The sequence below is a fragment of the Geothrix fuzhouensis genome (assembly GCF_024609325.1).
GTDB lineage: Bacteria > Acidobacteriota > Holophagae > Holophagales > Holophagaceae > Geothrix > Geothrix fuzhouensis.
In genome coordinates, this window is sequence record NZ_JANHMQ010000003.1 from 158984 (window position 1) to 179296 (window position 20313).

Annotated in this window: 19 protein-coding genes; 9 read left to right on the forward strand and 10 right to left on the reverse strand. The window is 69.0% G+C overall.

Going from position 1 to position 20313, the window contains the following annotated elements; genetic code table 11:
- The first annotated feature begins 34 nt into the window (after positions 1-34).
- From NOV74_RS12150 to NOV74_RS12165, 4 genes are all read left to right on the forward strand, one after another.
- Complete coding sequence (locus NOV74_RS12150) at positions 35-1894, forward strand: aspartate ammonia-lyase (protein WP_257312829.1); 1860 nt, start codon at positions 35-37, stop codon at positions 1892-1894.
- A gap of 82 nt (positions 1895-1976) precedes the next feature.
- Complete coding sequence (locus tag NOV74_RS12155; RefSeq protein WP_257312831.1) at positions 1977-3515, forward strand: acyl-CoA carboxylase subunit beta; 1539 nt, start codon at positions 1977-1979, stop codon at positions 3513-3515.
- A gap of 60 nt (positions 3516-3575) precedes the next feature.
- Complete coding sequence (locus NOV74_RS12160; protein ID WP_257312834.1) at positions 3576-4697, forward strand: hypothetical protein; 1122 nt, start codon at positions 3576-3578, stop codon at positions 4695-4697.
- 19 nt (positions 4698-4716) lie between these two features.
- Positions 4717-5589, forward strand: coding sequence for a CPBP family intramembrane glutamic endopeptidase (locus tag NOV74_RS12165; protein ID WP_257312835.1), 873 nt, complete (start codon positions 4717-4719; stop codon positions 5587-5589).
- Here the strand turns inward: NOV74_RS12165 and NOV74_RS12170 are convergent.
- Positions 5555-6085: a GNAT family N-acetyltransferase gene (locus NOV74_RS12170; RefSeq protein WP_257312838.1), complete on the reverse strand. Its 531-nt coding sequence runs from the start codon at positions 6083-6085 to the stop codon at positions 5555-5557. The two genes, NOV74_RS12165 and NOV74_RS12170, sit on opposite strands and share 35 nt — an antisense overlap.
- On the opposite strand from NOV74_RS12170, the gene NOV74_RS12175 reads away from it, so the two are divergent.
- The 5 genes from NOV74_RS12175 (at position 6084) to NOV74_RS12195 (ending at position 10827) form a co-directional block, all read left to right on the forward strand.
- Positions 6084-6863: an MBL fold metallo-hydrolase gene (locus NOV74_RS12175; RefSeq protein WP_257312840.1), complete on the forward strand. Its 780-nt coding sequence runs from the start codon at positions 6084-6086 to the stop codon at positions 6861-6863. The two genes, NOV74_RS12170 and NOV74_RS12175, sit on opposite strands and share 2 nt — an antisense overlap.
- 8 nt (positions 6864-6871) lie before the next feature.
- Entirely contained in the window at positions 6872-7570 is a 699-nt protein-coding gene (locus NOV74_RS12180; RefSeq protein ID WP_257312843.1) for a LolA family protein, read from the forward strand.
- Positions 7571-7604: 34 nt separating this feature from the next.
- Entirely contained in the window at positions 7605-8237 is a 633-nt protein-coding gene (locus NOV74_RS12185; RefSeq protein WP_257312845.1) for an FHA domain-containing protein, read from the forward strand.
- A 37-nt stretch (positions 8238-8274) separates the two neighbouring features.
- Positions 8275-10086, forward strand: coding sequence for a tetratricopeptide repeat protein (locus tag NOV74_RS15375; protein WP_306672470.1), 1812 nt, complete (start codon positions 8275-8277; stop codon positions 10084-10086).
- 111 nt (positions 10087-10197) lie between these two features.
- Positions 10198-10827, forward strand: a complete 630-nt coding sequence (locus tag NOV74_RS12195; RefSeq protein WP_257312848.1) for a flavin reductase family protein — start codon at positions 10198-10200, stop codon at positions 10825-10827.
- 2 nt (positions 10828-10829) lie between these two features.
- Here NOV74_RS12195 and NOV74_RS12200 read toward each other — a convergent pair whose 3' ends face one another.
- The 9 genes from NOV74_RS12200 to NOV74_RS12240 form a co-directional block, all read right to left on the reverse strand.
- Complete coding sequence (locus NOV74_RS12200) at positions 10830-11666, reverse strand: bifunctional transcriptional activator/DNA repair enzyme AdaA (RefSeq protein WP_257312851.1); 837 nt, start codon at positions 11664-11666, stop codon at positions 10830-10832.
- Positions 11667-11728: 62 nt separating this feature from the next.
- Positions 11729-12880, reverse strand: a complete 1152-nt coding sequence (locus NOV74_RS12205) for a type III PLP-dependent enzyme domain-containing protein (RefSeq protein WP_257312854.1) — start codon at positions 12878-12880, stop codon at positions 11729-11731.
- Positions 12881-12910: 30 nt separating this feature from the next.
- Positions 12911-14026: a pyridoxal phosphate-dependent aminotransferase gene (locus tag NOV74_RS12210; RefSeq protein WP_257312856.1), complete on the reverse strand. Its 1116-nt coding sequence runs from the start codon at positions 14024-14026 to the stop codon at positions 12911-12913.
- A gap of 119 nt (positions 14027-14145) precedes the next feature.
- Entirely contained in the window at positions 14146-14967 is an 822-nt protein-coding gene (locus tag NOV74_RS12215; RefSeq protein WP_257312859.1) for a 2,3,4,5-tetrahydropyridine-2,6-dicarboxylate N-succinyltransferase, read from the reverse strand.
- Positions 14967-15869: a 4-hydroxy-tetrahydrodipicolinate synthase gene (dapA, locus tag NOV74_RS12220; RefSeq protein WP_257312862.1), complete on the reverse strand. Its 903-nt coding sequence runs from the start codon at positions 15867-15869 to the stop codon at positions 14967-14969. Before dapA ends, NOV74_RS12215 begins: the two co-directional genes overlap by 1 nt.
- A complete protein-coding gene (locus tag NOV74_RS12225; protein WP_257312865.1) occupies positions 15866-16588 on the reverse strand; it encodes a 4-hydroxy-tetrahydrodipicolinate reductase in 723 nt (240 codons plus the stop codon). Before NOV74_RS12225 ends, dapA begins: the two co-directional genes overlap by 4 nt.
- Positions 16585-17925: a lysine-sensitive aspartokinase 3 gene (gene lysC, locus NOV74_RS12230; protein ID WP_257312868.1), complete on the reverse strand. Its 1341-nt coding sequence runs from the start codon at positions 17923-17925 to the stop codon at positions 16585-16587. The genes NOV74_RS12225 and lysC overlap by 4 nt, the downstream gene beginning before the upstream one ends.
- Before the next feature lie 291 nt (positions 17926-18216).
- Complete coding sequence (gene asd, locus NOV74_RS12235) at positions 18217-19272, reverse strand: aspartate-semialdehyde dehydrogenase (RefSeq protein WP_257312870.1); 1056 nt, start codon at positions 19270-19272, stop codon at positions 18217-18219.
- Positions 19273-19275: 3 nt separating this feature from the next.
- On the reverse strand, positions 19276-20310 hold the full coding sequence (locus tag NOV74_RS12240; protein ID WP_257312873.1) for a M20/M25/M40 family metallo-hydrolase: 1035 nt from the start codon (positions 20308-20310) through the stop codon (positions 19276-19278).
- Positions 20311-20313: the final 3 nt, after the last annotated feature.

Consider the following 20313-nt stretch of genomic DNA (forward strand, 5'->3'; position numbering starts at 1 on the left):
TGGCCCCAGGCTCGGACCGGGCCGGAGGTCTTTCATGGATGCCATTTCGACTGTCCTTCGCCGCTGCGAAATCTTCTCTGGGCTGTCCGACACGGACCTTGGCCTGATCGCCAAGGACGCCCGCTGGCGTGAGGTTCCCGCAGGAACACGCCTCTTCACCCAGGGCGAACCAAGGAAGGGGGCCACGGTCATCGCCGAGGGCCGCGTGGAGATCACCCGCGATAACGGCGAGGGGGCCGAACCGGTGGTCATCCTTGGACCTGGGGACGTGGCGGGCGAGCAGTCCTTCCTGGCGGCCAGCACCCACACCGCCACGGGTGAGGCCCTCACCCCGGCCGTGCTGCTGGACCTGGACCGCGAGGCCGTCCTCCAGAGCCTGGGCCAGAACGGGGCCGCGGCTATCGCGGTGCTCAGCAAGATCGCCAACGTCCTCCATCAGCGCATTCTCTACTCGGCCACGCCGCGCACCGGCCGCGAACAGGCCTACGCCAGTGGCCGGACCCGCCACGAATCGGATCTTCTCGGCCCCCTGGACGTGCCTGAAGACGCGCTCTTCGGCGTGCAGACCCTCCGCGCCGTCCACAACTTTCCCATCACGGGCACCCCCACCAGCCATTTCCCCGCCATGATCCGCGCCCTGGCCATGGTCAAACAGGCGGCGGCCCGGGCCAACGCCCAGCTGGGTTTGCTGGATCTTGCCATCGCGGACGCCATCGACCGCGCCTCCCAGGAGATCATCGACGGCCACTGGCACGGCCACTTCCCCACGGACATGGTTCAGGGTGGCGCGGGCACCTCCACCAACATGAACGCCAACGAAGTCATCGCCAACCGGGCCCTTGAACTGCTGGGCCACAAGCGCGGGGACTACGCCCACTGCCACCCCAACGACCACGTGAACCTGGGCCAGAGTACCAACGACGTCTACCCCACGGCCCTGCGCCTCAGCACCATCTTCATGCTGCGGAACCTGCTCGACGCCATGGAGCGCCTGAAGGCGGCTCTGCACGCCAAGGGCCGCGAGTTCTCCGATGTCATCAAGATGGGCCGCACCCAATTGCAGGATGCCGTGCCCATGACGCTCGGCCAGGAATTCGAAGCCTACGCCATCACCACGGGAGAGGACATCCAGCGCCTGCAGGAGACCGCGCGGTTCTTCCTCGAAGTGAACATGGGCGGCACGGCCATCGGCACGGGCATCTGTGCCGATCCCCGCTACCCCCAGATCGTGGTGGATGAGCTGCGCAAGGTGACGGGCCTGGAGGTCGTGCTGGCGGAAAACCTGGTGGAGGCTACACCGGATACGGGTGCCTTCGTCATGTTCTCCGGCGTGGTCAAGCGCGCCGCCGTGAAACTCAGCAAACTCTGCAACGACCTGCGCCTGCTCAGCAGCGGCCCCCGCTGCGGGTTCGGCGAGCTCAACCTGCCTCCCATGCAGCCCGGCAGCAGCATCATGCCCGGCAAGGTGAACCCCGTGATCCCCGAGGTGGTGAACCAGGTGGCCTTCCAGGTCATCGGCAACGACCTCACCATCACCCTGGCCGCCGAGGCGGGCCAGCTTCAGCTCAACGTGATGGAGCCCATCCTGGCCTACAGCCTGGCCACCAACCTGCGCAACCTCACGGCCGCCGTCCACGTGCTCACCACCAAATGCATCGTGGGGATCACCGCCAACCGCGACCGCTGCCGCGATCTAGTGGAACACAGCATCGGCATCGTCACCGCCGTCATGCCTGCCATCGGCTACAAACGTGCCACTGAGGTGGCGAAAGAGGCTTTGGAAACCGGCGCGTCTGTGCGCGAGTTGATCCTTCGCAAGGGTTATCTGACCCCCGCCGAGCTGGATGAAGCCTTCAGCCTGGAGGCCATGACCCAGCCTCGGCCCATCCGGTAGGGGCTTCCGCCATCTGGTCGGTTAAACTGGCAGCAGATCCCCACGAGATCCGCTGCCAGTTCTCTGTACCCCGGGAGTTCCCATGTCCCTCGAAAAGAAGATCGAGATCCTCAAGGCCAAGCACGCCCAGGCGCTGGCCGGGGGTGGCGAGGCCCGGATCCAGAAGCAGCACGAGGGGGGCAAACTCACGGCCCGCGAGCGCATCGCCGCCTTCCTGGACGAGGGCTCGTTTGAGGAAATGGACGCCCTCATGGTCCACCGGGCCTGGGGCGTGGAGAAGATCCCAGGGGATGGCGTGGTGACCGGCTTCGGCCGCGTGGACGGCCGCCCCGTGGCCATCTTCGCTCAGGACTTCACGGTGTTTGGCGGCTCGCTAAGCGAAGCCTACGCCAAGAAGATCTGCAAGATCATGGACCTCGCCATGAAGGTGGGCTGCCCCGTGGTCGGCCTCAACGACAGCGGCGGCGCCCGCATCCAGGAGGGTGTGGTGAGCCTGGGCGGCTATGCCGACATCTTCCTGCGCAACACCCTGGCCTCCGGGGTCATCCCCCAGATCAGCCTCATCATGGGCCCCTGCGCCGGTGGCGCGGTCTACAGCCCCGCCATCACCGACTTCATCACCATGGTGAAGGGCACCAGCTACATGTTCGTGACAGGGCCCGATGTCATCAAGGCCGTCACTCACGAAGAGGTGACGAAGGAGGAACTGGGCGGTGCCAACACCCATGCCGCCAAGTCTGGCGTCGCTCACTTCGTCACGCCGAGCGACCTGGCGGCCTTGGCCCACACCCGCGAGCTGCTCTCCTTCCTGCCCAGCAACAACCTGGGCGAGGCCCCGCGGCGCGCCCCGAAAAACCAGATGCCCCTGGAGAACCCGGATCTGGACAAGGTGGTGCCGGACGATCCCAGCAAGCCCTACGACATCCGGGACATCATCCGGGGCGTGGTGGACGACGCCCACTTCTTCGAGGTGCATGAGGCCTTCGCGCCCAACCTCGTCGTGGGCTTCGCCCGCATCGATGGCCGCAGTGTGGGCATCGTCGCCAACCAGCCGGCCTTCTACGCCGGCGTGCTGGACATCTCCTCCGCCGAGAAGGGCGCCCGCTTCGTGCGGTTCTGCGATGCCTTCAACATCCCGCTGATCACCTTCGAGGACGTGCCGGGCTTCCTGCCAGGCGTCACCCAGGAACACGGCGGCATCATCCGCCACGGCGCCAAGCTGCTCTTCGCCTTCTGCGAGGCCACGGTGCCCAAGATCACCATCATCACCCGCAAGGCCTACGGCGGCGCCTACTGCGTGATGGCCAGCAAGCACATCCGCACCGACTTCAACTTCGCCTACCCCACCGCCGAGATCGCCGTCATGGGCGCCGAGGGGGCCATGAACGTGCTGCACGGCAAGTCCATCGCCAACGCGCCCGATCCTGCCGCCAAGAAAGCTGAGTTGGTGGCCGAGTACAACGAGAAGTTTGCCAACCCCTACATCGCCGCCGAGCATGGCTTCGTGGACGAGGTCATCCTCCCCCGCGAGACCCGCCAGAAGCTGGTCAAGGCCCTCGCCTTCCTCGAAACGAAGCGCGACACCATGCCGCCCAAGAAGCACGGCAACATCCCCCTGTAGGAGGCCACTCGGAAGTTGGACGGGGAAGTGTCCTATCATGGCGCCACCCCGGGAGTTCCCATGCGTACCGCCCTCCTCGTCTTCGCCACCCTCGCACTCTCCGCGCAGGACGAACGGGCCTTCATGGCCTCCATGAATCGACTCGAGCGGCAGGATCCCGCCGGCAAGAAGGATCTCGAGGACGCCAGTCCCCTCCGCGCCGCCGCCCTGGCCATGGATCCCATCAAGGCGAACGAGAGGGACCGCTACGCCGCCGCCACCTGGCTTTGGGCCACCAACTTGATCCGCGGGTTCCAGCACGGCAAGGATCAGACCTACCTGCAGGCCGCCCGCGGGCAGGCCGATCTCCTGAAGGCCTGGTCCCTGCTCGAAACCGTGGGCGGGGACCTCGCCCGCTCCCGCGACGACCTGCGGCTGGAAATCGCCTGGCACCTGGTGGACCTCGACCGGATGCGGACGGCCTACCCGGCGGTGGCCGCCCAGCCCAACCTGAATGTCCGCGAGCTCGTCCACTGCTTCTTCGTCTCCGCCCACCTGGGCGAATGGACTGCCATGAGGAAGTACGCGCAGGCGCTCACGGCCCAGGGTGGGAAGCTGGAAAACCTGCACGCCGCGGCCGAGAACACCCTGACGATGTTCGACTATGAGTCGCTGCTCAAGGCGGTGGAGCTTGGCCACCCGGACCCGACCGTGGGCCCCCTGATCGTGCGGAGCTACCGGGTCACCAAGCAGCGGATCAAGATCCGGAACGTCTCTGGCGGCGACAAGACCCTCCTGAAGGAATCCGAATCCTGGCCCAAGGGCTGGGTCGCCAAGCCCGATGGAACCACAGACCTGCTCCAGGTGGGGGCTGCGGCCCATTGGGTCGAGGGCACCGCCCAGCCACCCGTGTCCGGCTTCCTCGATGCCAGCCGCCTCTACCTGGTCGGGTACCGGGAGACTCAAGGTGAGCCCAACGACTCGGGTCGTCAGGAACAGACCTGGGACATGCGCCCGGACTCCCGGAACCCAGGCCGTTGGCGCGGAACCAACACCCTCACGGCCTGGCGGGCTGGAACGGAGTCCAAGGCGGGGCCCGCGCTGCAGGTGACCTTCGACGTGGAGTGGGACCTGCGTCCCACAGAAACCTACCTGGAGGCCCTCTCCGCGGCCCCGGCCACCCCGGTGAAACCTGGTTCGTGACGGGGCCTTCGAGAGCCTTATGCGCAGGGTGTTCATCGATGACCAAGGCGCCGTGCGCAATGGATGGCGGATTCTCGAATTCGCGGTTCTCCTCGGCGTCGTGGGCTTTGGCACCTCCCCCCTCACCCGCCTATGGCCGGCGGCCTGGCAGGGCCTGCTTCCGGGCCACTGGTTCGACGTCGCCATCTGCCTTGGGGTCACCTGGCTCTGCGTCCGGACGGAAGGGACCTGCTTGGCCGAGGTCGGCCTCCGCTTCAATCGGCGTTTCTTCCTGGAGGTCGCCCTGGGCAGCCTGGGCGGGTTTGCGCTGATGCTGGCCACTGCGGCGCTCATCCACGGGTCGGGCGCGTTCCATTGGGTCCGCACTCCGGGCACTGGCCCCACGGACCTGGTCAAGGGGGCGTGGTTCTTCCTCGCGGTGGCCTGCTTCGAGGAACTCCTTTTCCGTGGCTATGCCTTCCAGCGGGCCGTGCGGGGCCTGGGGTTCGCGGCGGCCCAGATCGTGTTCGCCCTGACCTTCGCGTGGGTGCATTGGGACAACCCGGGCATGGTCGGGGCCACCAAAGCCTGGGCCACGCTGAACATCGCCTTGGCGTCCCTCCTGCTGGCCTTCTGCTGGCGCCGCACGGGCAGCCTGGCCCTCCCCATCGGCGTCCACCTGGGCTGGAACTGGACCCAGGGCAACCTCCTCGGCTTCGGCGTGAGCGGCACCGAGGCCCCAGGTTGGTGGACGCCGGTCTTCCACGGCCGCCCGGAGTGGCTCACGGGCGGCGCCTTCGGCCTGGAGGCCAGCGCTGTCTGCGCCCTGGTGTGTGGCGCGGCCCTGCTCGGACTGTGGCGGTGGAAAGGTGCGGTGCCTAGCGGCGGTTCTTCCACAGCTTCGGGGTCTTGATCCCAGCGCCCATCACCAGGCGCATCTCGCTGGTGGGCACGAAACCCATGCGCTGGTAGAGGCCTTCGGCTTCCAGGCTCGCGTGCAGTTCCATGACCTCCAACCCGATGTCCCGGGCCAGGTCCAAGGCCGCGTCCGTGAGGCGCGCGGCGAGGCCCTGGCGGCGATGCGAAGGTTCCGTGTAGATGTTGAACAGGTAGCCCCGCACCGAGAGCGGCGTCACCGGGGTGGGGAGGGTTTCACGCATGAGCATCAGCACGCCGGCCACGGGACGGCCATCATCTTCCATGAGGAAGCCCCGGCACTGGCCCGCTACCAGCCAGTTCCGCAACTGGACCCGGAAGGTGTCAGCCATGCGCCGCAGCCCTTCTTCGGAACCAGCCTCCAAGTCACGGAACAGGGCCAGGCGGTGGGCCACATGGGTCTCGAGGTCGGCGGTCGTGGAGGCGCGGAGAGAGAGCTTCATGCGGTCAGTGTAGGCGCTATCCTGGGCCATGCACTACGCGGCCCTGGCCTCCGGTTCCAAGGGGAACTGCCATGCCCTTTCCGAGGGCGGCCGGACGCTGCTCATTGATGCCGGCATCTCCCTGCTCCAGATCCGTCGCCGCATGGAGATCCTGGGTCTGGATTCCGGAACCGTACGCGCCCTGGCCCTCACCCACGAGCACTCGGACCATATCGGCGCGGTGGGCGTGATTCTCCGCAACACGGACTGGGCCATCCTCGCCACCGCCGCCACCCGCATCGCCGTGGAGCGGATCCAGGGCATCACCATTTCACCGTCCCGTTGGATCGAGGTGGAGGCCGGCCGACCCAGCGACTGGTGCGGCTGGCGCCTGCTGCCCTTCGCGTTGCCCCATGATGCAGAGGATCCCGTGGCCTACCGGATCGAGGCCGGGGGAACCGCCGCCGCCGTGGTGACGGACCTGGGGCACCCCACGGCCCTGGTGGCCGACCACCTCCAGGATCTGGACTTGCTGGTGCTGGAGGCCAACCATGACGTGGACATGCTGCGCGAGGGGGACTACCCCCCCCAGCTCAAGGCCCGCATCCTGAGTCGCGTCGGCCATCTGAGCAACGCCGCCATGGCCGACCTGCTGGGCCGGGCGCTTTCCTCGCGGTTGAAGCAGGTGGTCCTGGCCCACTTGAGCGAATCGAACAACGACCCCGGCCTGGCCCGCTTCGCCGCCGAGGAGATCCTCCGGGGAACCGCGGTGGCCTTGCATGTGGCTCACCAACGGGAACCCCTCGCCATCACCCCGGCCGTGGCCTAAGGAGTCCGATGTTACGACGCACCCTGATCCACCTTGTTCTCCTGACTCTGCCAGCCTTGATCCCGACCCTGAGCGCTCAGGGCGCTCCGCCCTCTCTGCGCGAGGCCGTGGAACGCTTCGACGCCGCCCAGGCGCAGGTCCAGACCCTGCAATGCCCCTTCACCTTGACCTTGCGGCGAGCCCTCCTGAAAACGCCCTCCGTGACGAAAGGAACCCTCTACCTCCAGGGTTCCGACTTTGTCCACTTCGTCTTCCTGCCACCCGAGGACCTGATCCTGCACCTCACCCCCAAGGCGCTCATCTCCTACAGCCCCGAGGCCCGGTCCGGGGAGTTGATGAAGATTGGCATCATCAAGAATGCCAATCGTAAGTTCCTGGGGCTCGGTCAGAAGCTCAGCTACCTGTCGGAATACTTTCAGATCCACCTGAGCGAATCGAAGGACCTGCCGGGTACCTGGCTGCTGGCCATGACGCCCCGCACCTTGTCCATGCGCAAGCGGATGCAGAATCTCAACCTCTGGGTGGATCGTGAGAGCTGGCTGCCCCGGCAGATCCAGTGGATCGAACGCAGCGGGGATTCCTGGCTGGTGGAACTGGGGGCCCTCCGGATCAATCAGCCCCTGCCTCCCGCCGTGACCGGCTTCAAGCTTCCCGAGGGCATCCCCTTGCAAAGCGACTTCAGCTTCTTCGCCACCCGGAAGAAGTAGCGGTAGACTGCATGAGAGATCCCACGGGGGCCCGATGATTGTGGTGTGCCCGGCCTGCCAGGCCCGCTTCCAGTACGACGACAGCCGGTTCGGTCAAGCCCGAGCCAAGCGGTTCAAGTGCCCGAAGTGTGCCCACCTGTTCGAGGTGGCGAACCCGGCGGTGACAGCCCTTCCGCCCGCCCAGGCGGCTCCGGTGCCGCTCACGATGCCGCTGACGATGCCGGTGCCCATGCCTGAGCAGGATCCTGCCTCCGAATCCACCATGGCCTCCGCGTTCACCACAGCCCGCCGGGACAGAGATTCCATCCTGGTGGCCGCAGGCCTTCAGGGGGCCGGCCTGCCGGCGGGGTTCAAGTTCAGCTTGGCCTTCCTCACGGGCCCCCAGGCCTCCACCGTGCAGGTGCTTGAGCGGCCTCTGATCGTCATCGGCCGCGAGGAGGGCGATGTCATCACCCAGGATCCCGAGACTTCCCGCCGCCACGCGGTGCTGGAAATTCGGGGAGACGGGACCGTGTGGATCACCGACCAGGAATCCACCAACGGCACCCAGGTCAATGGCGAACGCATTACGGGTCCGGTCCAGCTCCTCAGCCAGCAGGAGTTCATCTGCGGGAACAGCACCTTCATGCTGCTGATCCGCAATACCAACGAATACCCCCTGCACTGAGCCCCGCGATTCCACCGACCCGAACCCGAGCGACGCCATGACGCCAGACCCCTATGCGCCCCACCTCCGCCAGGCGGATCAGCTGTTCGCCCAAGGGGAGGTCATCAAGGCGGGGCAGATCTGGCAGGCCATCCTCAAGCAGCAACCGGGTCATGCCGAAGCTCGTGAACGCCTGGTGGCCTTGCGGGGGTACCTGCAGGCCCAACGGGAGGCTGCGGCCGCCGCAGCTCCCCCGGCGGCATCGCCCGCCCCTGAACCCATTCCAGAACCCGTTCCCGTTACGATGGCGGCACCACCACCCCCCACGCCGGCCCCGATTCCTCCGCCAGGCCCCGCCGCCCCCCCAGCGCCGGCCCCAGCGTCAGTTCCCGTGCCAGCTCCGGTCCTCGCATCGATGGAGCCCGATCGGCTGCTGATCGAAGGCTGCACGCTCTATGACATGGGCCAGGTGCCCGACGCCCTCCAGAAATGGGAACAGGTGCTGGCCATCGACCCCACCCACAGCCTGGCCCTGGGCTACGCCAACGGCGCCCGCCGCGAGCTGGGCCTTTCACCCCTCCAGACGTCCGCCTCCGCGGCACCCACGGAGGAACCAGCTCCCGCCGCCGAAGAAGACGTGGACAAGCTGCTCCGGGAAGCCGTCCAGCTCTACGACATGGGACTGACGGAAGAGGCCATTTCCAAATGGGAACATGTACTTGTCCTGGAACCCCACCGGGAAGAGATCCAGAGCTACCTGCGCATGGCCCGACAGGAACTGACGCTGCCGGGGGCGCAGACCTCGACCCAGGCTCCAGCCTTGCCCTCCGCGCCAACCCCTGCGCCAGGCCCCGCTGCGACTCCCGACGAAGAGGCCCTGGCCCTGAAGCTCCGGCAGGCGGAACACCTGCTGTCGCTCCAACGTCACGACGAGGCGGCCTTCACCTACCAGCAGGCCCTCCAACTGGCCCCAGGGCATCCGGAAGCCTTGGCGGGCCTCGAACGTTGTCGCCGGCCCCAGGCCTCCATGTCGCCTACGGCGCATGGCATCACACTGGATACTCGAGGCCCCATCACCCTGATGGAAGAGGACGCCACCCTGATCATGCCGAGTTCCGCCCAGGTGGAACCCCCCGCCTCCATGACCCGGACCGCCTCGGCGCCCCGGGAGGGGATCAGCCTTCCGGACCGCCTGCAGAAGGCCTCCGTCAACCTCCCCTGGCTGCGGGAGCCCAAGGTCTGGGCCATGACCGGAGGGGGCATCCTGGTGCTGGCGGGAAGCCTCTACGCCCTCCATACCTACCGCCAGGACCAGGAGCTGAAGGAGGCCGTCAAGGCTGCGCGCCAGGCGGCTGTGGCCCCCGTGCTCCAGCAGGCCCAGTCGCCCGATCTCTCCGAAACGCCCGCGGCGATCCTCCACGAAGGGGAACGCATCCTTGACAGAGACCCGCTGCGGGCCTACTTCCGGGCCCAGACCGTGCTGGCCCAGAACCCCGGCGACGCCGCGGCGGCGCAGCTGCTCGAGAAGGCCCGGGCTGCCCTGCCCGGAGGTGCCACAGGGGCGAGCCTCCTGGAATTTCAGAAACACCTGCAGGACGGTGATCTGGACGCTGCGGCCAAGGTCATGGACGCCCTCCTGCGGGCCCAACCCGATGACCCCGGCCTTCGGTCCCGGGCGGCCCGGCTGTACCTGACCTTATGCGGGGCCCATGCCGGCCAGGCCAAGTGGGATGAGGCCGCCGAAGATCTGCGCCAGGGTCGGGCGATTTCTCCCAGCGACAAATCCTGGCAGGCCCGGCTCAAACTCCTTGAGCGCTTGAAGACCCTGCCCAAATCCCAGCAGGCCGCCTGGCTTCCCCTGCTCGGCTAGGCCGCAGACCGCCACCTATTTCGCGGCAAGAACCGGGTCGCCCGGGGCCCCCGGTGCGCCGGATCCTGGGCCCACGGGAGCCGTTTCCGCCTCCCGCCTGGGAGGTGCGCCATGCACAAGGTCGTCCGTCCGAAGATGCTGTACTTCGGGACCCCGGTGGTCCTCATCAGCACGCTGAATCCCGATGGCTCGCCCAACCTGGCGCCCATGTCCTCGGCCTGGTGGCTGGGGGACACCTGCCAGCTGGGGATGAGCAGCCGGTCACGGACCGTGGAGAACCTCGCCCGCGAGGGGGAGTGCGTCCTCAACCTCCCTTCCCAGGCGCTGGTGGCCGCCGTGGACCGCTTGGCCCTCCTCACGGGGAGCGATCCCGTGCCGCCCTACAAGGCCGCCCTGGGCTACCGGTACGAGGCCCGGAAGTTCGAGGCCGCGGGCCTGACCCCGGTCCCCGCGGACCTGGTGAAGCCCCCGAGGGCGCTGGAGTGCCCCGTCCACCTGGAGGCCCGGGTCCGCGGGATTCGCCGGATCGGCGACGAGGACAGCCACCTGGCCGCCATCGAGACCCAGGTGGTGCGCGTCCACATCGACGAGGCCCTGATGCTGCCGCGGGAAGGGGACTATATCGACCCCCAGCTCTGGCAGCCCCTGATCATGAGCTTCTGCGACTTCTTCGGCCTGAGCGGGACGCCCCTCCTGCCGTCCCGGCTGGCCCGGGCCTGGCGCCCGCCCGTAGCCTCCTGAATTCAGGCCGTCCTCGCCCGCTCGAAGGCGAGGATGGCCTGCTTCCGCGCGGCGCCCCAGTGGTACTGGCCCAGGGCCCCGGTGGCCTGGATCACGCGGTGGCACGGGATGAGCCAGGCGATGGGGTTCTGCCCCACGGCCGTGCCCACGGCGCGCACGGCGTCCGGGGCGCCGGACAGGGTGGCCAGGTCGCGGTAGGACACGGCCTGGCCCGGGGGAACCCGCAGGAGGGCCTCCCAGGCCCGGAGCTGGAAGGGCGTGCCCTTGAGGACGAGGCTGAGGGGTTGGCCCACGCCATCCCGCAGGCGCGCCTGAAAGGCCTCCGCATAGGGGCGGATGAGGGCGTCCCCTCGCTCCAGGCGTGCCCCGGGCCAGCGGGCCTGGAGCTCGGCCAGGGCGCCGTCGCGGCCCTCCTCGCCGAGGAAGGTCAGGCCGCAGAGGCCCCGGTCGAGGGCCGCGAAGAGCGCCGGGCCGAAGGGCGTCTCCTCCAGGCCCCAGTGGACCGTGAGACCTCCAGCCTGGGCCTTGTACTCCCCTGGGGTCATCCGCTCAAGGGAGAGGAAGAGGTCGTGCAGGCGGCCGGGGCCCGAGAGGCCCACCGCGTGGCTCACCTCGAGCAGGCTCCGGGATTCGGCGAGCATGCGCTTCGCCTCCGCCAGGGTCAGGACCTGGAGGAAGCGCTTGGGGCTCACCCCCGCCCACCGCTGGAAGAGCCGCTGGAAGTGGAAGGGGCTGAGGCCCACCTCCTCCGCCACCTGCTCCAGGCTCGGCTGCTCCTCCGCGTGATCGGCGAGGAAGCGGATGGCCCGCTCCACCCGGCTGTAGTCGCTGCTAGACATGAGGACCTCCCAGGCCAAGATGCGATCACGGACGACCCGCACCCACCCGGATCTTGCGGGGATCAGCCCGCCACCCAGACCTCCGGCGGCACCGGGTGGCTCAGGAAGTGGGTCATGCCCTCGTTCAGGCCGTAGGCACCGGTGGTGCCGAAGGCCAGCAGATCCCCCGCCGCCAGCTCCGGCAGGCGCACCTCGCCCAGGCGGTCCAGGCTGGTGCAGAGGGGCCCCGCCAGGGTGTAGGGCACATTTCCCTCGCCTTTTCCCACGGCCTTCACCGGGAAGGGCTGGCCTGTGAGGAGAGGCCGGATGAGGTGGTTGATGCCGCCCTCCAGGATGGCGAAGCGGGTGCCGCGGCTCTCCTTGAGGCGCACCACCCGGGCCAGGTAGATGCCGCAGGGGCCGGCCAGGAAGCGGCCCGGCTCCAGGATCAGCTCGCCCTTGAACCAGGCGTGTCGTGTCAGCAGATCGGACAGTCCTTGTCCAAAATCCGTCAGGTCCAGGGGCGCTTCGTCCGGCGCATACGGCACGCCCAGGCCGCCGCCCAGGTCGATCTGCTCGAAGGCCAGCCCGTGGGCCTCGTGCAGGCGCTTCGCCAGGTCCAGCACCGCGCCGTGGATGGCCTTCAGCTTGGCGGCATCCCGCTGGTTGCTGGCGGCGAAGACGTGGAGGCCCTTGATGCGCACATGCGTCAGCCTGGCCGCCTTCTCCATCAGCGCCGGCACGTCCTCCTCGTCCACGCCGAAGGCCGAGGGCCCGCTGCCGCCGATGATGCGGTTGCCCTCATCGATGTCGAAGGCCGGGTGCACCCGCAGGTTCACCGCCGTCTCCCGGGTGGCCATGGCGTCGATGCGGGCCAGGTCCTCGAAGCCCTCGGCCTGCACGCGGACACCCATGTACAGGGCCTTCTGCAGCTCGGGCCCCCGCTTGCCGGGCCCGGCAAAGAAGGTGCGTCCCGCTGGCAGGTTCAGCGCCTCCACCCGCTCCAGCTCCCCGATGGACGCGCAGTCGAAGCTGGCGCCCAGGGCGTCGAAACACCTCAGCAGGTCCGCGTGCGGGTTGGCCTTCACCGCATAGGCGATCCGCACCCGCTCCGGCAGGGCCGCGCGCAGCGCCCGGAAGCCCGCCTCCGCCACTGCTCCCGAATAAGCAAAACAGGGCGTGCCGTGGGTCTCGGCGAGGGATTGGCATTGAGCATCATCGAGCGCGAATAGCATGGGAACCTCGAACCGCGGAGAACGCCCTCGTCAGGGCTTCCAGTACGTCGCCAGCCGCCGCACGCCTTCCCTTAGCTGCTCGGGGGTGGCAGCGAAGCTGAGGCGGGCGTGGCCGCGGCCGCCCTCGCCGAAAGCCAGGCCCGGGATGAGCACCACCTTGGCCTCGTCGCGCAGCTTCAGGCAGAAAGCCACGGGATCCGCATGGGCCGCCTCGGGCAGGGCCATGAAGTGGTAGAAGGTGCCGTCCGGGGGTGTCACGACCTGACCCAACTCCTCGCGCAGGGCTGCGGCCAGGGCCTGCCAGCGCTCGCCCGCGGCCGCGCGGGCCTCGGCGAGCACCGTGTCGGAGTGTTCGATCAAGGCCAGCGCCGCCCATTGCGCGGGCGTGGCCGTGCCCGTCACCGCGTAGCCGTGCACCGTGCGGGCGGGAAGGAGCCAGGCGGGATCGCCCACGGCCCAACCCACGCGCAGGCCCGGGGCGCCCCAGCCCTTGCTGACGGAGCTGGTCACCACGCCGCGGTCCGTCACGTCCCGCAGGCTGGGGCAGCGGGTGCCGAAGTGCAGGTCACGGTAGACCTCGTCGGAGATGAGCAGCACGCCGCGGGCGATGCAGGCGTCGGCCACGCGCTTGAGGGCCTCCAGGCTCCCGCCGCCGCCCGTGGGGTTCGAGGGCAGGTTGAGGACCACCGCGGACACGTCCGGGGTGGCGTCCAACACGCGGATCAGGGCCTCCGCATCCAAGCGGAAGCGGTCCTTGGACAACGGATAAGGCACGGCCTCGGCGCCCGCCATCAGCGCGAGGGCCGGATAAGCCACGAAGCCGGGATCAGGCACCAGCACCTTCGTGCCCGGCTCCACCCAGGCCTGGAAGAGCGAGAATAGCGCCCCCTGGGAGCCGGTGGTGATGAGCACCTCGTCCACGTGAGCGCCGTGGAAGGCGGCCACCGCCTTCCGCAGGTCCAGCAGGCCCACGTGGGGCACATAGGGACAGGGGCCCGGGTTCCGCAGCAGGGCCTTCCGGCCCACCTCCGGCAGGTCCCAGGTGGGCTCGCCCAGGCCCAGGGGGATGGCCCCGGGCGGCGTGCCGTCCGTGATGGCGCGGATGGGTGAGGGCTTGAGCAGCGATAGGCGGGAGGCGGGTCGCACGGAATCCTCAAGAAAAGATCAAAAGCAACAGATCACCACCAAGTCACCAAGTAAGGACAAAAGCCTTTTGCAGTTCTTGGCGCCTTGGCGTCTTGGTGGTTTGCATTTCGTTGATACCTCTACCTCAGCGCTTGCTCAAGGGCAGTCGCCGCGTCGGTCCGGTCGTCGCGGTACTTCACGATACAGGGGGCGGACACCTGGAGTCCGTGCGCCTTGGCATAGTCGCCCGAGGCCGGGCGGGACCCCGGCACCACCACGGCGCCTTCGGGCACCTCCTGGCGCAGCTCCCGGCCGTGCACCAGGTCGTAGATCACGGTGCTGCCCGTGATGACCACGCCCGAGGCCAGCACCGCCCGCTTCCGCACGACGATGCCCTCGAACAGGCCCACGAGGCCACCCACGAAGGCGTCGTCCTCCACCACCACGGGCCGGGCGCCCGCGGGCTCCAGCACGCCGCCGATCTGGGCGGCAGCGGAGAGGTGCACCCGCTTGCCGATCTGAGCGCAGCTGCCCACCAGGGCGTGGCTGTCCACCATGGTGCCCTCGTCCACGAAGGCGCCCACGTTGACGTAGGCCGGGGGCATGATCACCACCCCCTTCGCGATGTGGGCGCCGCGGCGCACGGAGGAGCCGCCAGGCACGAGGCGCACCCCGTCCTCCAGGCCGAAGTGGCGGGCCGGGTAGGCGGTCTTGTCGAACATGGGAAAGCCGGGCCCGGGCATCTCCACGAGGCTGGTGCGGCGGAAGCCGCAGAGGATGGCCTGCTTCACCCACGGGTTGGCCTGCCAGCTGCCGTCCGACCGCTGTTCGGCGGCCCGCACGATCCCGCTCTCCAGGGCGGAGAGGAGCACCTGGTGCATGGCGGGCGCTTCGGGATCAGTCGTCAGTTCCTCCGGGGAACGGCTGAAGAAGCGGTGGACGGTATCCAGATCGACGACCATCAGATCACTCCGGGGAAGGTGCCCTCGGTGGAGAGGCAGAGGGCTTCGGCCAGGCGGGTGCGGGTGGCCGCGACCGCGGGGACCAGGGGCAGACGCAAGCCATCCCCGCAGAGCCCCAGCATCTTCAGAGCCGCCTTCAGGGGGATGGGATTGCTCTCGACGAACAGGGCGTCCATGAGGGGCAGCAGCTGCTGGTGGAGGCGGAGCGCCTCGGCCCGGTCGCCCCGGCGGGCGGCGGCGACCAGGGCAGCGGTCTCCCGGGGCAGGGCGTTGCCCAGCACCGAGATCAGGCCCGAGGCCCCCACGGCGATGGCGGCCAGGGCCAGGTTGTCGTCCCCCGACAACAGGACCTTCCCCCGCGGCAGCTGGCGGACGATCTCCGCGATCTGGGCGAGGTTGCCGCTGCTCTCCTTCACGGCCACCACCTGGGGGTTCTCCCAGAGCCGCGCCAGAACGGGCGGCGTCACGTTCAACCCGGTGCGGCCCGGCACGTTGTAGGCGATGAGCGGGAATCCGGGCGCCGCCTCGGCCACAGCGGCGAAGTGTGCCACCAGGCCATCGGGCGTGGGCTTGTTGTAGTAGGGCGTGACCACCAAGGCGCCCTGGGCGCCGAGGGCCTGGGCCCGTTTCGTCATCGCCGCGGCTTGGCGGGTGGCGTTGTGGCCCGTCCCCACGACCACGGGGCGGCCGCTGCTTTCCTCCAGGCAGGCGGTGATGAGGATGTCGCGCTCGACTTCGACGATGGTGGCGGCCTCGCCCGTGGAGCCCAGGGGTACGAGGAAGTCCACACCGCCGGCCACTACGTGGCGCACCAGCTTCCGGAAGGCGGGCAGGTCCACCTCGCCCGAGGCCTTGAAGGGCGTGGCCAGGGCGACAGCGAGGCCGGAGAGATCAAGGGTCATGGTCTTCCTCCAAACACAAAGAGGGGGTCGAGCAGATCGGCGGCCAGGTCATCCATGGTGAAGACGCCCTTGCGGCCATGAACCCAGCGGGCGGCGACCAGGGCGCCTTGCGCGAAGGGGGCGCGGGACCGGGCCCGGTGCGTCAGCTCCAGCACCTCGGCCGGGGCATCGATCCCCACGGTGTGCGTGCCGAACTCGGCCCCGGCCCGCACCACGCCGACGCTCAGCTGGTGCGGCGCCGGGGTGCCGAGGGTCCATTCCGTTTTGCGGGGACAGCCCACCATCAGGGCCGCCGCCAGGGTCTTGGCCGTGCCCGAGGGGGCGTCGACCTTGAGGCGGTGGTGATGCTCCACCAGGTAGGGGTCTCGTGCCGGATCGAGGGCGGCGAAGCGGCCCAGTACCGTGGCAAAGCGCGCCATGAGGGCCACGGAAATCGAGAAGTTTGAGGCCGAGAGCACGCCGATGCGGCCTGCCACGCGGGCCTCAAGTTCCGGAATGGCCCAGCCCGTGGTGCCGATCACCAGATCCGTCCCCGTCGCCAGGGCCCAGGCCAGGTGCGCTTCCACCGCCTCGGCCACGCTGGCGTCGATGGCCACGTCGGCCTTGGCTTCCGGGGTGTCGCCACGGCCCACCTGCCAGGTCAGGGACTCCGCGGCTACCGCGGCGATGGCGGCCCCCAGACGGCCCTTTCCGAACAGACCGATGCGGAAGGGCGTCACGGCGTCCCTCCCACCAGCACGTGGTGGAGTCGGCGCAGGGCCTCATCGCCCTGTTCCTGGCGCACCACGAGGCTCAGGTTGATCTCGTTGGCGCCCATGCTGATCATTTCCACGTTGATGTCACCCAGCGAGGAAAGCAGACGGGCACCCAGGCCAGGCGTGGACTTCAGGCGTTCTCCCACGGCGGCGATGATCGCCCGGCCCTCGTTCACCTCCACCGTGGCGAAAGCCGAGAGGTCCTTGATCAGCGCCTTCAGCGGCATGCCCGCCTCCACGGTGAGGGACACGCTCACCTCGGCGGTGGCCACCAGATCCACGCTCACCCCGCGGCGGCCAAACACCTCGAAGAGGCGCGCCAGGAAGCCGCTCTGGGCCAACATGCGGGAGCTGCTCACGGTGAGCACCGTCACCGGGCCGCGACTGGCCAGGGCCGTGATGGGGCGGCCGGTTCGGACCTCGGCCGAAATGGTGGTGAAGCGGCCCTCGGGTTTTTGCGTATGCCGGACAGTGACGGGGATGCGGGCCTCGACGGCGGGCTGGATGGTCGCCGGATGGAGGACCTTGGCCCCGAAGGCCGCCAGCTCCGCCGCCTCCGCGAAGCTCAGCTCGGGAATGGGCAGGGCCTCGGGGACGATGCGGGGATCGGCGGTGAGCACGCCTTCGACATCGGTCCAGATCTGCACCTCCGCCGCGCCCAGGGCCGCGCCGAAGAGGGCCGCCGAGAAATCACTGCCGCCGCGACCCAGGGTGGTGGTGAGCCCATCCTCCGTGGCGCCGATGTAGCCCTGGGTGACCACGGCTCGGCCGGGCCCCAGCAGCGGCTGCAGGTGTTCTGCGGCCAGGGAGCGGATGGCGTCCTGCTGGGGCGCGGCCTCGCCGAACACGGCATCCGTGCGCAGCACGGTCCGAGCGTCCACCCAGGCGCCGCCTACATAAGCCGAGAAGATTCGCGTGGACAGCCGCTCGCCCAGAGAGGCGATGGCATCCATGCTGCGGGGGCTCAGCTCGCGCAGCATGGCCACGCCGCGGAGCAGGAGCTCCAGCTCCCCGAAGAGGTCCGTGAGCGCCACATCCAGTTCCTCGGGCACCTCGCCGGCGAAGAGGTCCTCCGCCGCCTTCCGGTGGGACGCCATGAGCTTCCGCTGGCGCTCCATGGCGCCACCAAGGTCCCCGGCCTCCGCCGCCTTCGCCGCCTCGAAGAGACCGTTGGTGGTCTTGCCCATGGCGGACAGCACCACCAGGGGCGACTGGGGCAGGGCCGCCTTCACCAGGCCCGCCACCTGCCGCATGCAGGCCGCATCGGCCACGCTGCTGCCACCGAACTTGAGGACGATCATCGGAGGTACCCCTTCGCATGGGCGAGTTCCGCATTGAGGATGCTGCCGCCCGCCGCGCCCGATCGCGGGCTGCCAGACAACACGTGCGAGAGGCGGTTCGAGGAACGGATCATCGGAGGTACCCCTTCGCATGCGCCAGTTCGGCGTTCAGGATGCTGCCGCCCGCCGCGCCCGCTCGGGGGGGCCCCGCTCTGCGATCCCGCGCAGCGGGGAGCATGAGGACATGCCTTGATGGCATGTCCGATCGCGGGCTGCCAGACAACACGTGCGAGAGGCGGTTCGAGGAACGGATCATCGGAGGTACCCCTTCGCATGCGCCAGTTCGGCGTTCAGGATGCTGCCGCCCGCCGCCCCTCGCTCAGTGTTGTGGCCAAGGAGGGCGAACTTCACGCCGAGGATGGGGCAGGCCCGAAGGCGGCCCACGTGGACACTCATGCCCTCGTCCCGCTCCACATCGCGGCGCACCTGGGGGCGATCCTCCAGCGTGTGGACATGGATGGGAATGGGCGGGGCCGAAAACAGCTTGAGCCTCTGAGGCTCGGGCCTCCAGGCCAGCCAGGCGTCACGCACGGCCTCCAAGGAGGGGTTGCCCTTCAGCTTCACGCTCACGGCCTCCGTGTGGCCCTCGATGACAGGCACGCGGTGGCAAAGGGCACTCACCAGCATGGGGGCCAGTTCCACTTCCTTGCCCGTGAAATGGCCGAGCATCTTGGGGGTCTCCTCCTCCACTTTCGGCTCCTCATTGCGGATGAAGGGGATGACGTTGCCCAGGATGTCCAGGCTGGCCACGCCGGGATAGCCCGCCCCGCTGATGGCCTGCATGGAGGTCATCATCACGGCCTCCACGCCGAAGGCCTGGTGCAGCGGCGCCAGGGCCATCACCAGCACGGTGGAGGTGCAGTTGGCGTTGGTGATGATGCCGCCGCTCCACCCATGGTGGTGGCGCTGGACATCCAGCAGGCCCAGATGGTCCGCGTTGACCTCCGGCACCAGCAGCGGCACTTCCGGCGACATGCGGTAGGCCGCGGCGTTGGAAAACACCATCGCCCCGGCGCGAGCGAAGGCAGGTTCGAGATCCTTGGCGGGTCCCGTGTCCAAGGCGCTGAAGATCACCGGCGAGAGGGCGAACTCCGGGGTGCCCTCGGCCATCACCTGGTCGCCCAGGCCCCCGTAGGGCTCGCCGTCCAGGCGCCAGGCGCAGGCATCGCGGTAGCGCTTGCCGGCGCTGCGTTCGCTGGCGGCGAGGTGCTCGACGCGGAAGAGGGGATGGTTGGCCAACCGGCGCACGAAGCGCTGGCCGACGACGCCAGTGGCGCCCAGGACGGTGACAGGAATTCTGGTGGTCATGGTTCAGTCTCCCAGGAAGTGCAAGGCCAATCGGCGGTTGAGTTCCACGCCCTCCTCCAAATCGGCGAGGGTAAGGCGCTCCTCCAGCGTGTGTGCCACGCGGATGCTGCCCGGCCCGGCCAGCACCACCGTGCGGTCGGGCACCAGGGCACGCAACGTGGGGGCGTCGGAGCCGAAGGGCATGGCGGCATAGTCGAAGCCGGGAATCTCGGGATAGCGGTCCGGCGCTTCGTCGAGGGTGAGGGCCACCGAACCCTCGGGCGGGGCCAGGCGGCGGGCTTCCACGACAAAGGTGCTGTCGGGCAGGGTGCGGGCCATGATCCGGGCCTCCGCCGAGGCCGGCACGGAGTTGAGGGCCTCGCCGGCCCGAAGCAGGCCCAGGTTCCAGACCTCAGGCCCCAGGGCGGAATCGACGGGGCGCGGCTGCTCGCGCAGGCGCTGGAGCCAGTCCAGCAGGGGCCAGGTCGCGTCGTGGCCCAGCTCGGGGCTGCCGCTGTGGGCGGCCCGGCCCCTGCAGTGGAGGCGCAGGTGCTGGGCGCCCCGTTGGCCCGTGGCCAGCTTCAGGTCCGTGGGCTCGCCATTGACGAGGACGCGCAGCTCCCGCAACCGGCCCGCCAGGCCCAGGGCCGCCGAGGCTCCGGCGCTATCCGTCTCCTCGCCCACCACCCCCAACCAGGCCAGATGTTCGTGACCCTCCGCCAGCAGGGTCCGGATCGCCCCGAGCTGGGCCGCGATCTGGCCCTTGGCATCGCAGGTGCCGCGGCCCAGGAAGACCTCACCCTCCAGCCGTGGCGGCAGATAGGGCGGCACCGTATCGAGGTGGGTAGAGAAGAGCACGCGCGGGTTGCCCCAGAGGGCCAGGACATTGGTGCGGCCCTCCGCCACGGGCTGCTCGATGACCTTCGCGCCGAGTGCCAACAGGAGGGTCCGCAGCTCCGGCTTCCCCGCGTCCTCCTGGCCCGAGGTGGTCTCGCAGGCGCACAACCGCTGGAGGCTGCCGGTGAGCCAGCGTCGGAGATCAGCGGTGGTGGCGTTCATGGA

Excerpts from the sequence above, each read along its gene's own strand:
- NOV74_RS12150 (WP_257312829.1), top strand. The coding sequence starts at position 35 with ATGGATGCCATTTCGACTGTCCTTCGCCGCTGCGAAATCTTCTCTGGG.
- NOV74_RS12155 (WP_257312831.1), top strand. The coding sequence starts at position 1,977 with ATGTCCCTCGAAAAGAAGATCGAGATCCTCAAGGCCAAGCACGCCCAG.
- NOV74_RS12160 (WP_257312834.1), top strand. The coding sequence starts at position 3,576 with ATGCGTACCGCCCTCCTCGTCTTCGCCACCCTCGCACTCTCCGCGCAG.
- NOV74_RS12165 (WP_257312835.1), top strand. The coding sequence starts at position 4,717 with ATGCGCAGGGTGTTCATCGATGACCAAGGCGCCGTGCGCAATGGATGG.
- NOV74_RS12175 (WP_257312840.1), top strand. The coding sequence starts at position 6,084 with ATGCACTACGCGGCCCTGGCCTCCGGTTCCAAGGGGAACTGCCATGCC.
- NOV74_RS12170 (WP_257312838.1), bottom strand. The coding sequence starts at position 6,085 with ATGGCCCAGGATAGCGCCTACACTGACCGCATGAAGCTCTCTCTCCGC.
- NOV74_RS12180 (WP_257312843.1), top strand. The coding sequence starts at position 6,872 with ATGTTACGACGCACCCTGATCCACCTTGTTCTCCTGACTCTGCCAGCC.
- NOV74_RS12185 (WP_257312845.1), top strand. The coding sequence starts at position 7,605 with ATGATTGTGGTGTGCCCGGCCTGCCAGGCCCGCTTCCAGTACGACGAC.
- NOV74_RS15375 (WP_306672470.1), top strand. The coding sequence starts at position 8,275 with ATGACGCCAGACCCCTATGCGCCCCACCTCCGCCAGGCGGATCAGCTG.
- NOV74_RS12195 (WP_257312848.1), top strand. The coding sequence starts at position 10,198 with ATGCACAAGGTCGTCCGTCCGAAGATGCTGTACTTCGGGACCCCGGTG.
- NOV74_RS12200 (WP_257312851.1), bottom strand. The coding sequence starts at position 11,666 with ATGTCTAGCAGCGACTACAGCCGGGTGGAGCGGGCCATCCGCTTCCTC.
- NOV74_RS12205 (WP_257312854.1), bottom strand. The coding sequence starts at position 12,880 with ATGCTATTCGCGCTCGATGATGCTCAATGCCAATCCCTCGCCGAGACC.
- NOV74_RS12215 (WP_257312859.1), bottom strand. The coding sequence starts at position 14,967 with ATGGTCGTCGATCTGGATACCGTCCACCGCTTCTTCAGCCGTTCCCCG.
- dapA (WP_257312862.1), bottom strand. The coding sequence starts at position 15,869 with ATGACCCTTGATCTCTCCGGCCTCGCTGTCGCCCTGGCCACGCCCTTC.
- lysC (WP_257312868.1), bottom strand. The coding sequence starts at position 17,925 with ATGATCGTCCTCAAGTTCGGTGGCAGCAGCGTGGCCGATGCGGCCTGC.
- asd (WP_257312870.1), bottom strand. The coding sequence starts at position 19,272 with ATGACCACCAGAATTCCTGTCACCGTCCTGGGCGCCACTGGCGTCGTC.
- NOV74_RS12240 (WP_257312873.1), bottom strand. The coding sequence starts at position 20,310 with ATGAACGCCACCACCGCTGATCTCCGACGCTGGCTCACCGGCAGCCTC.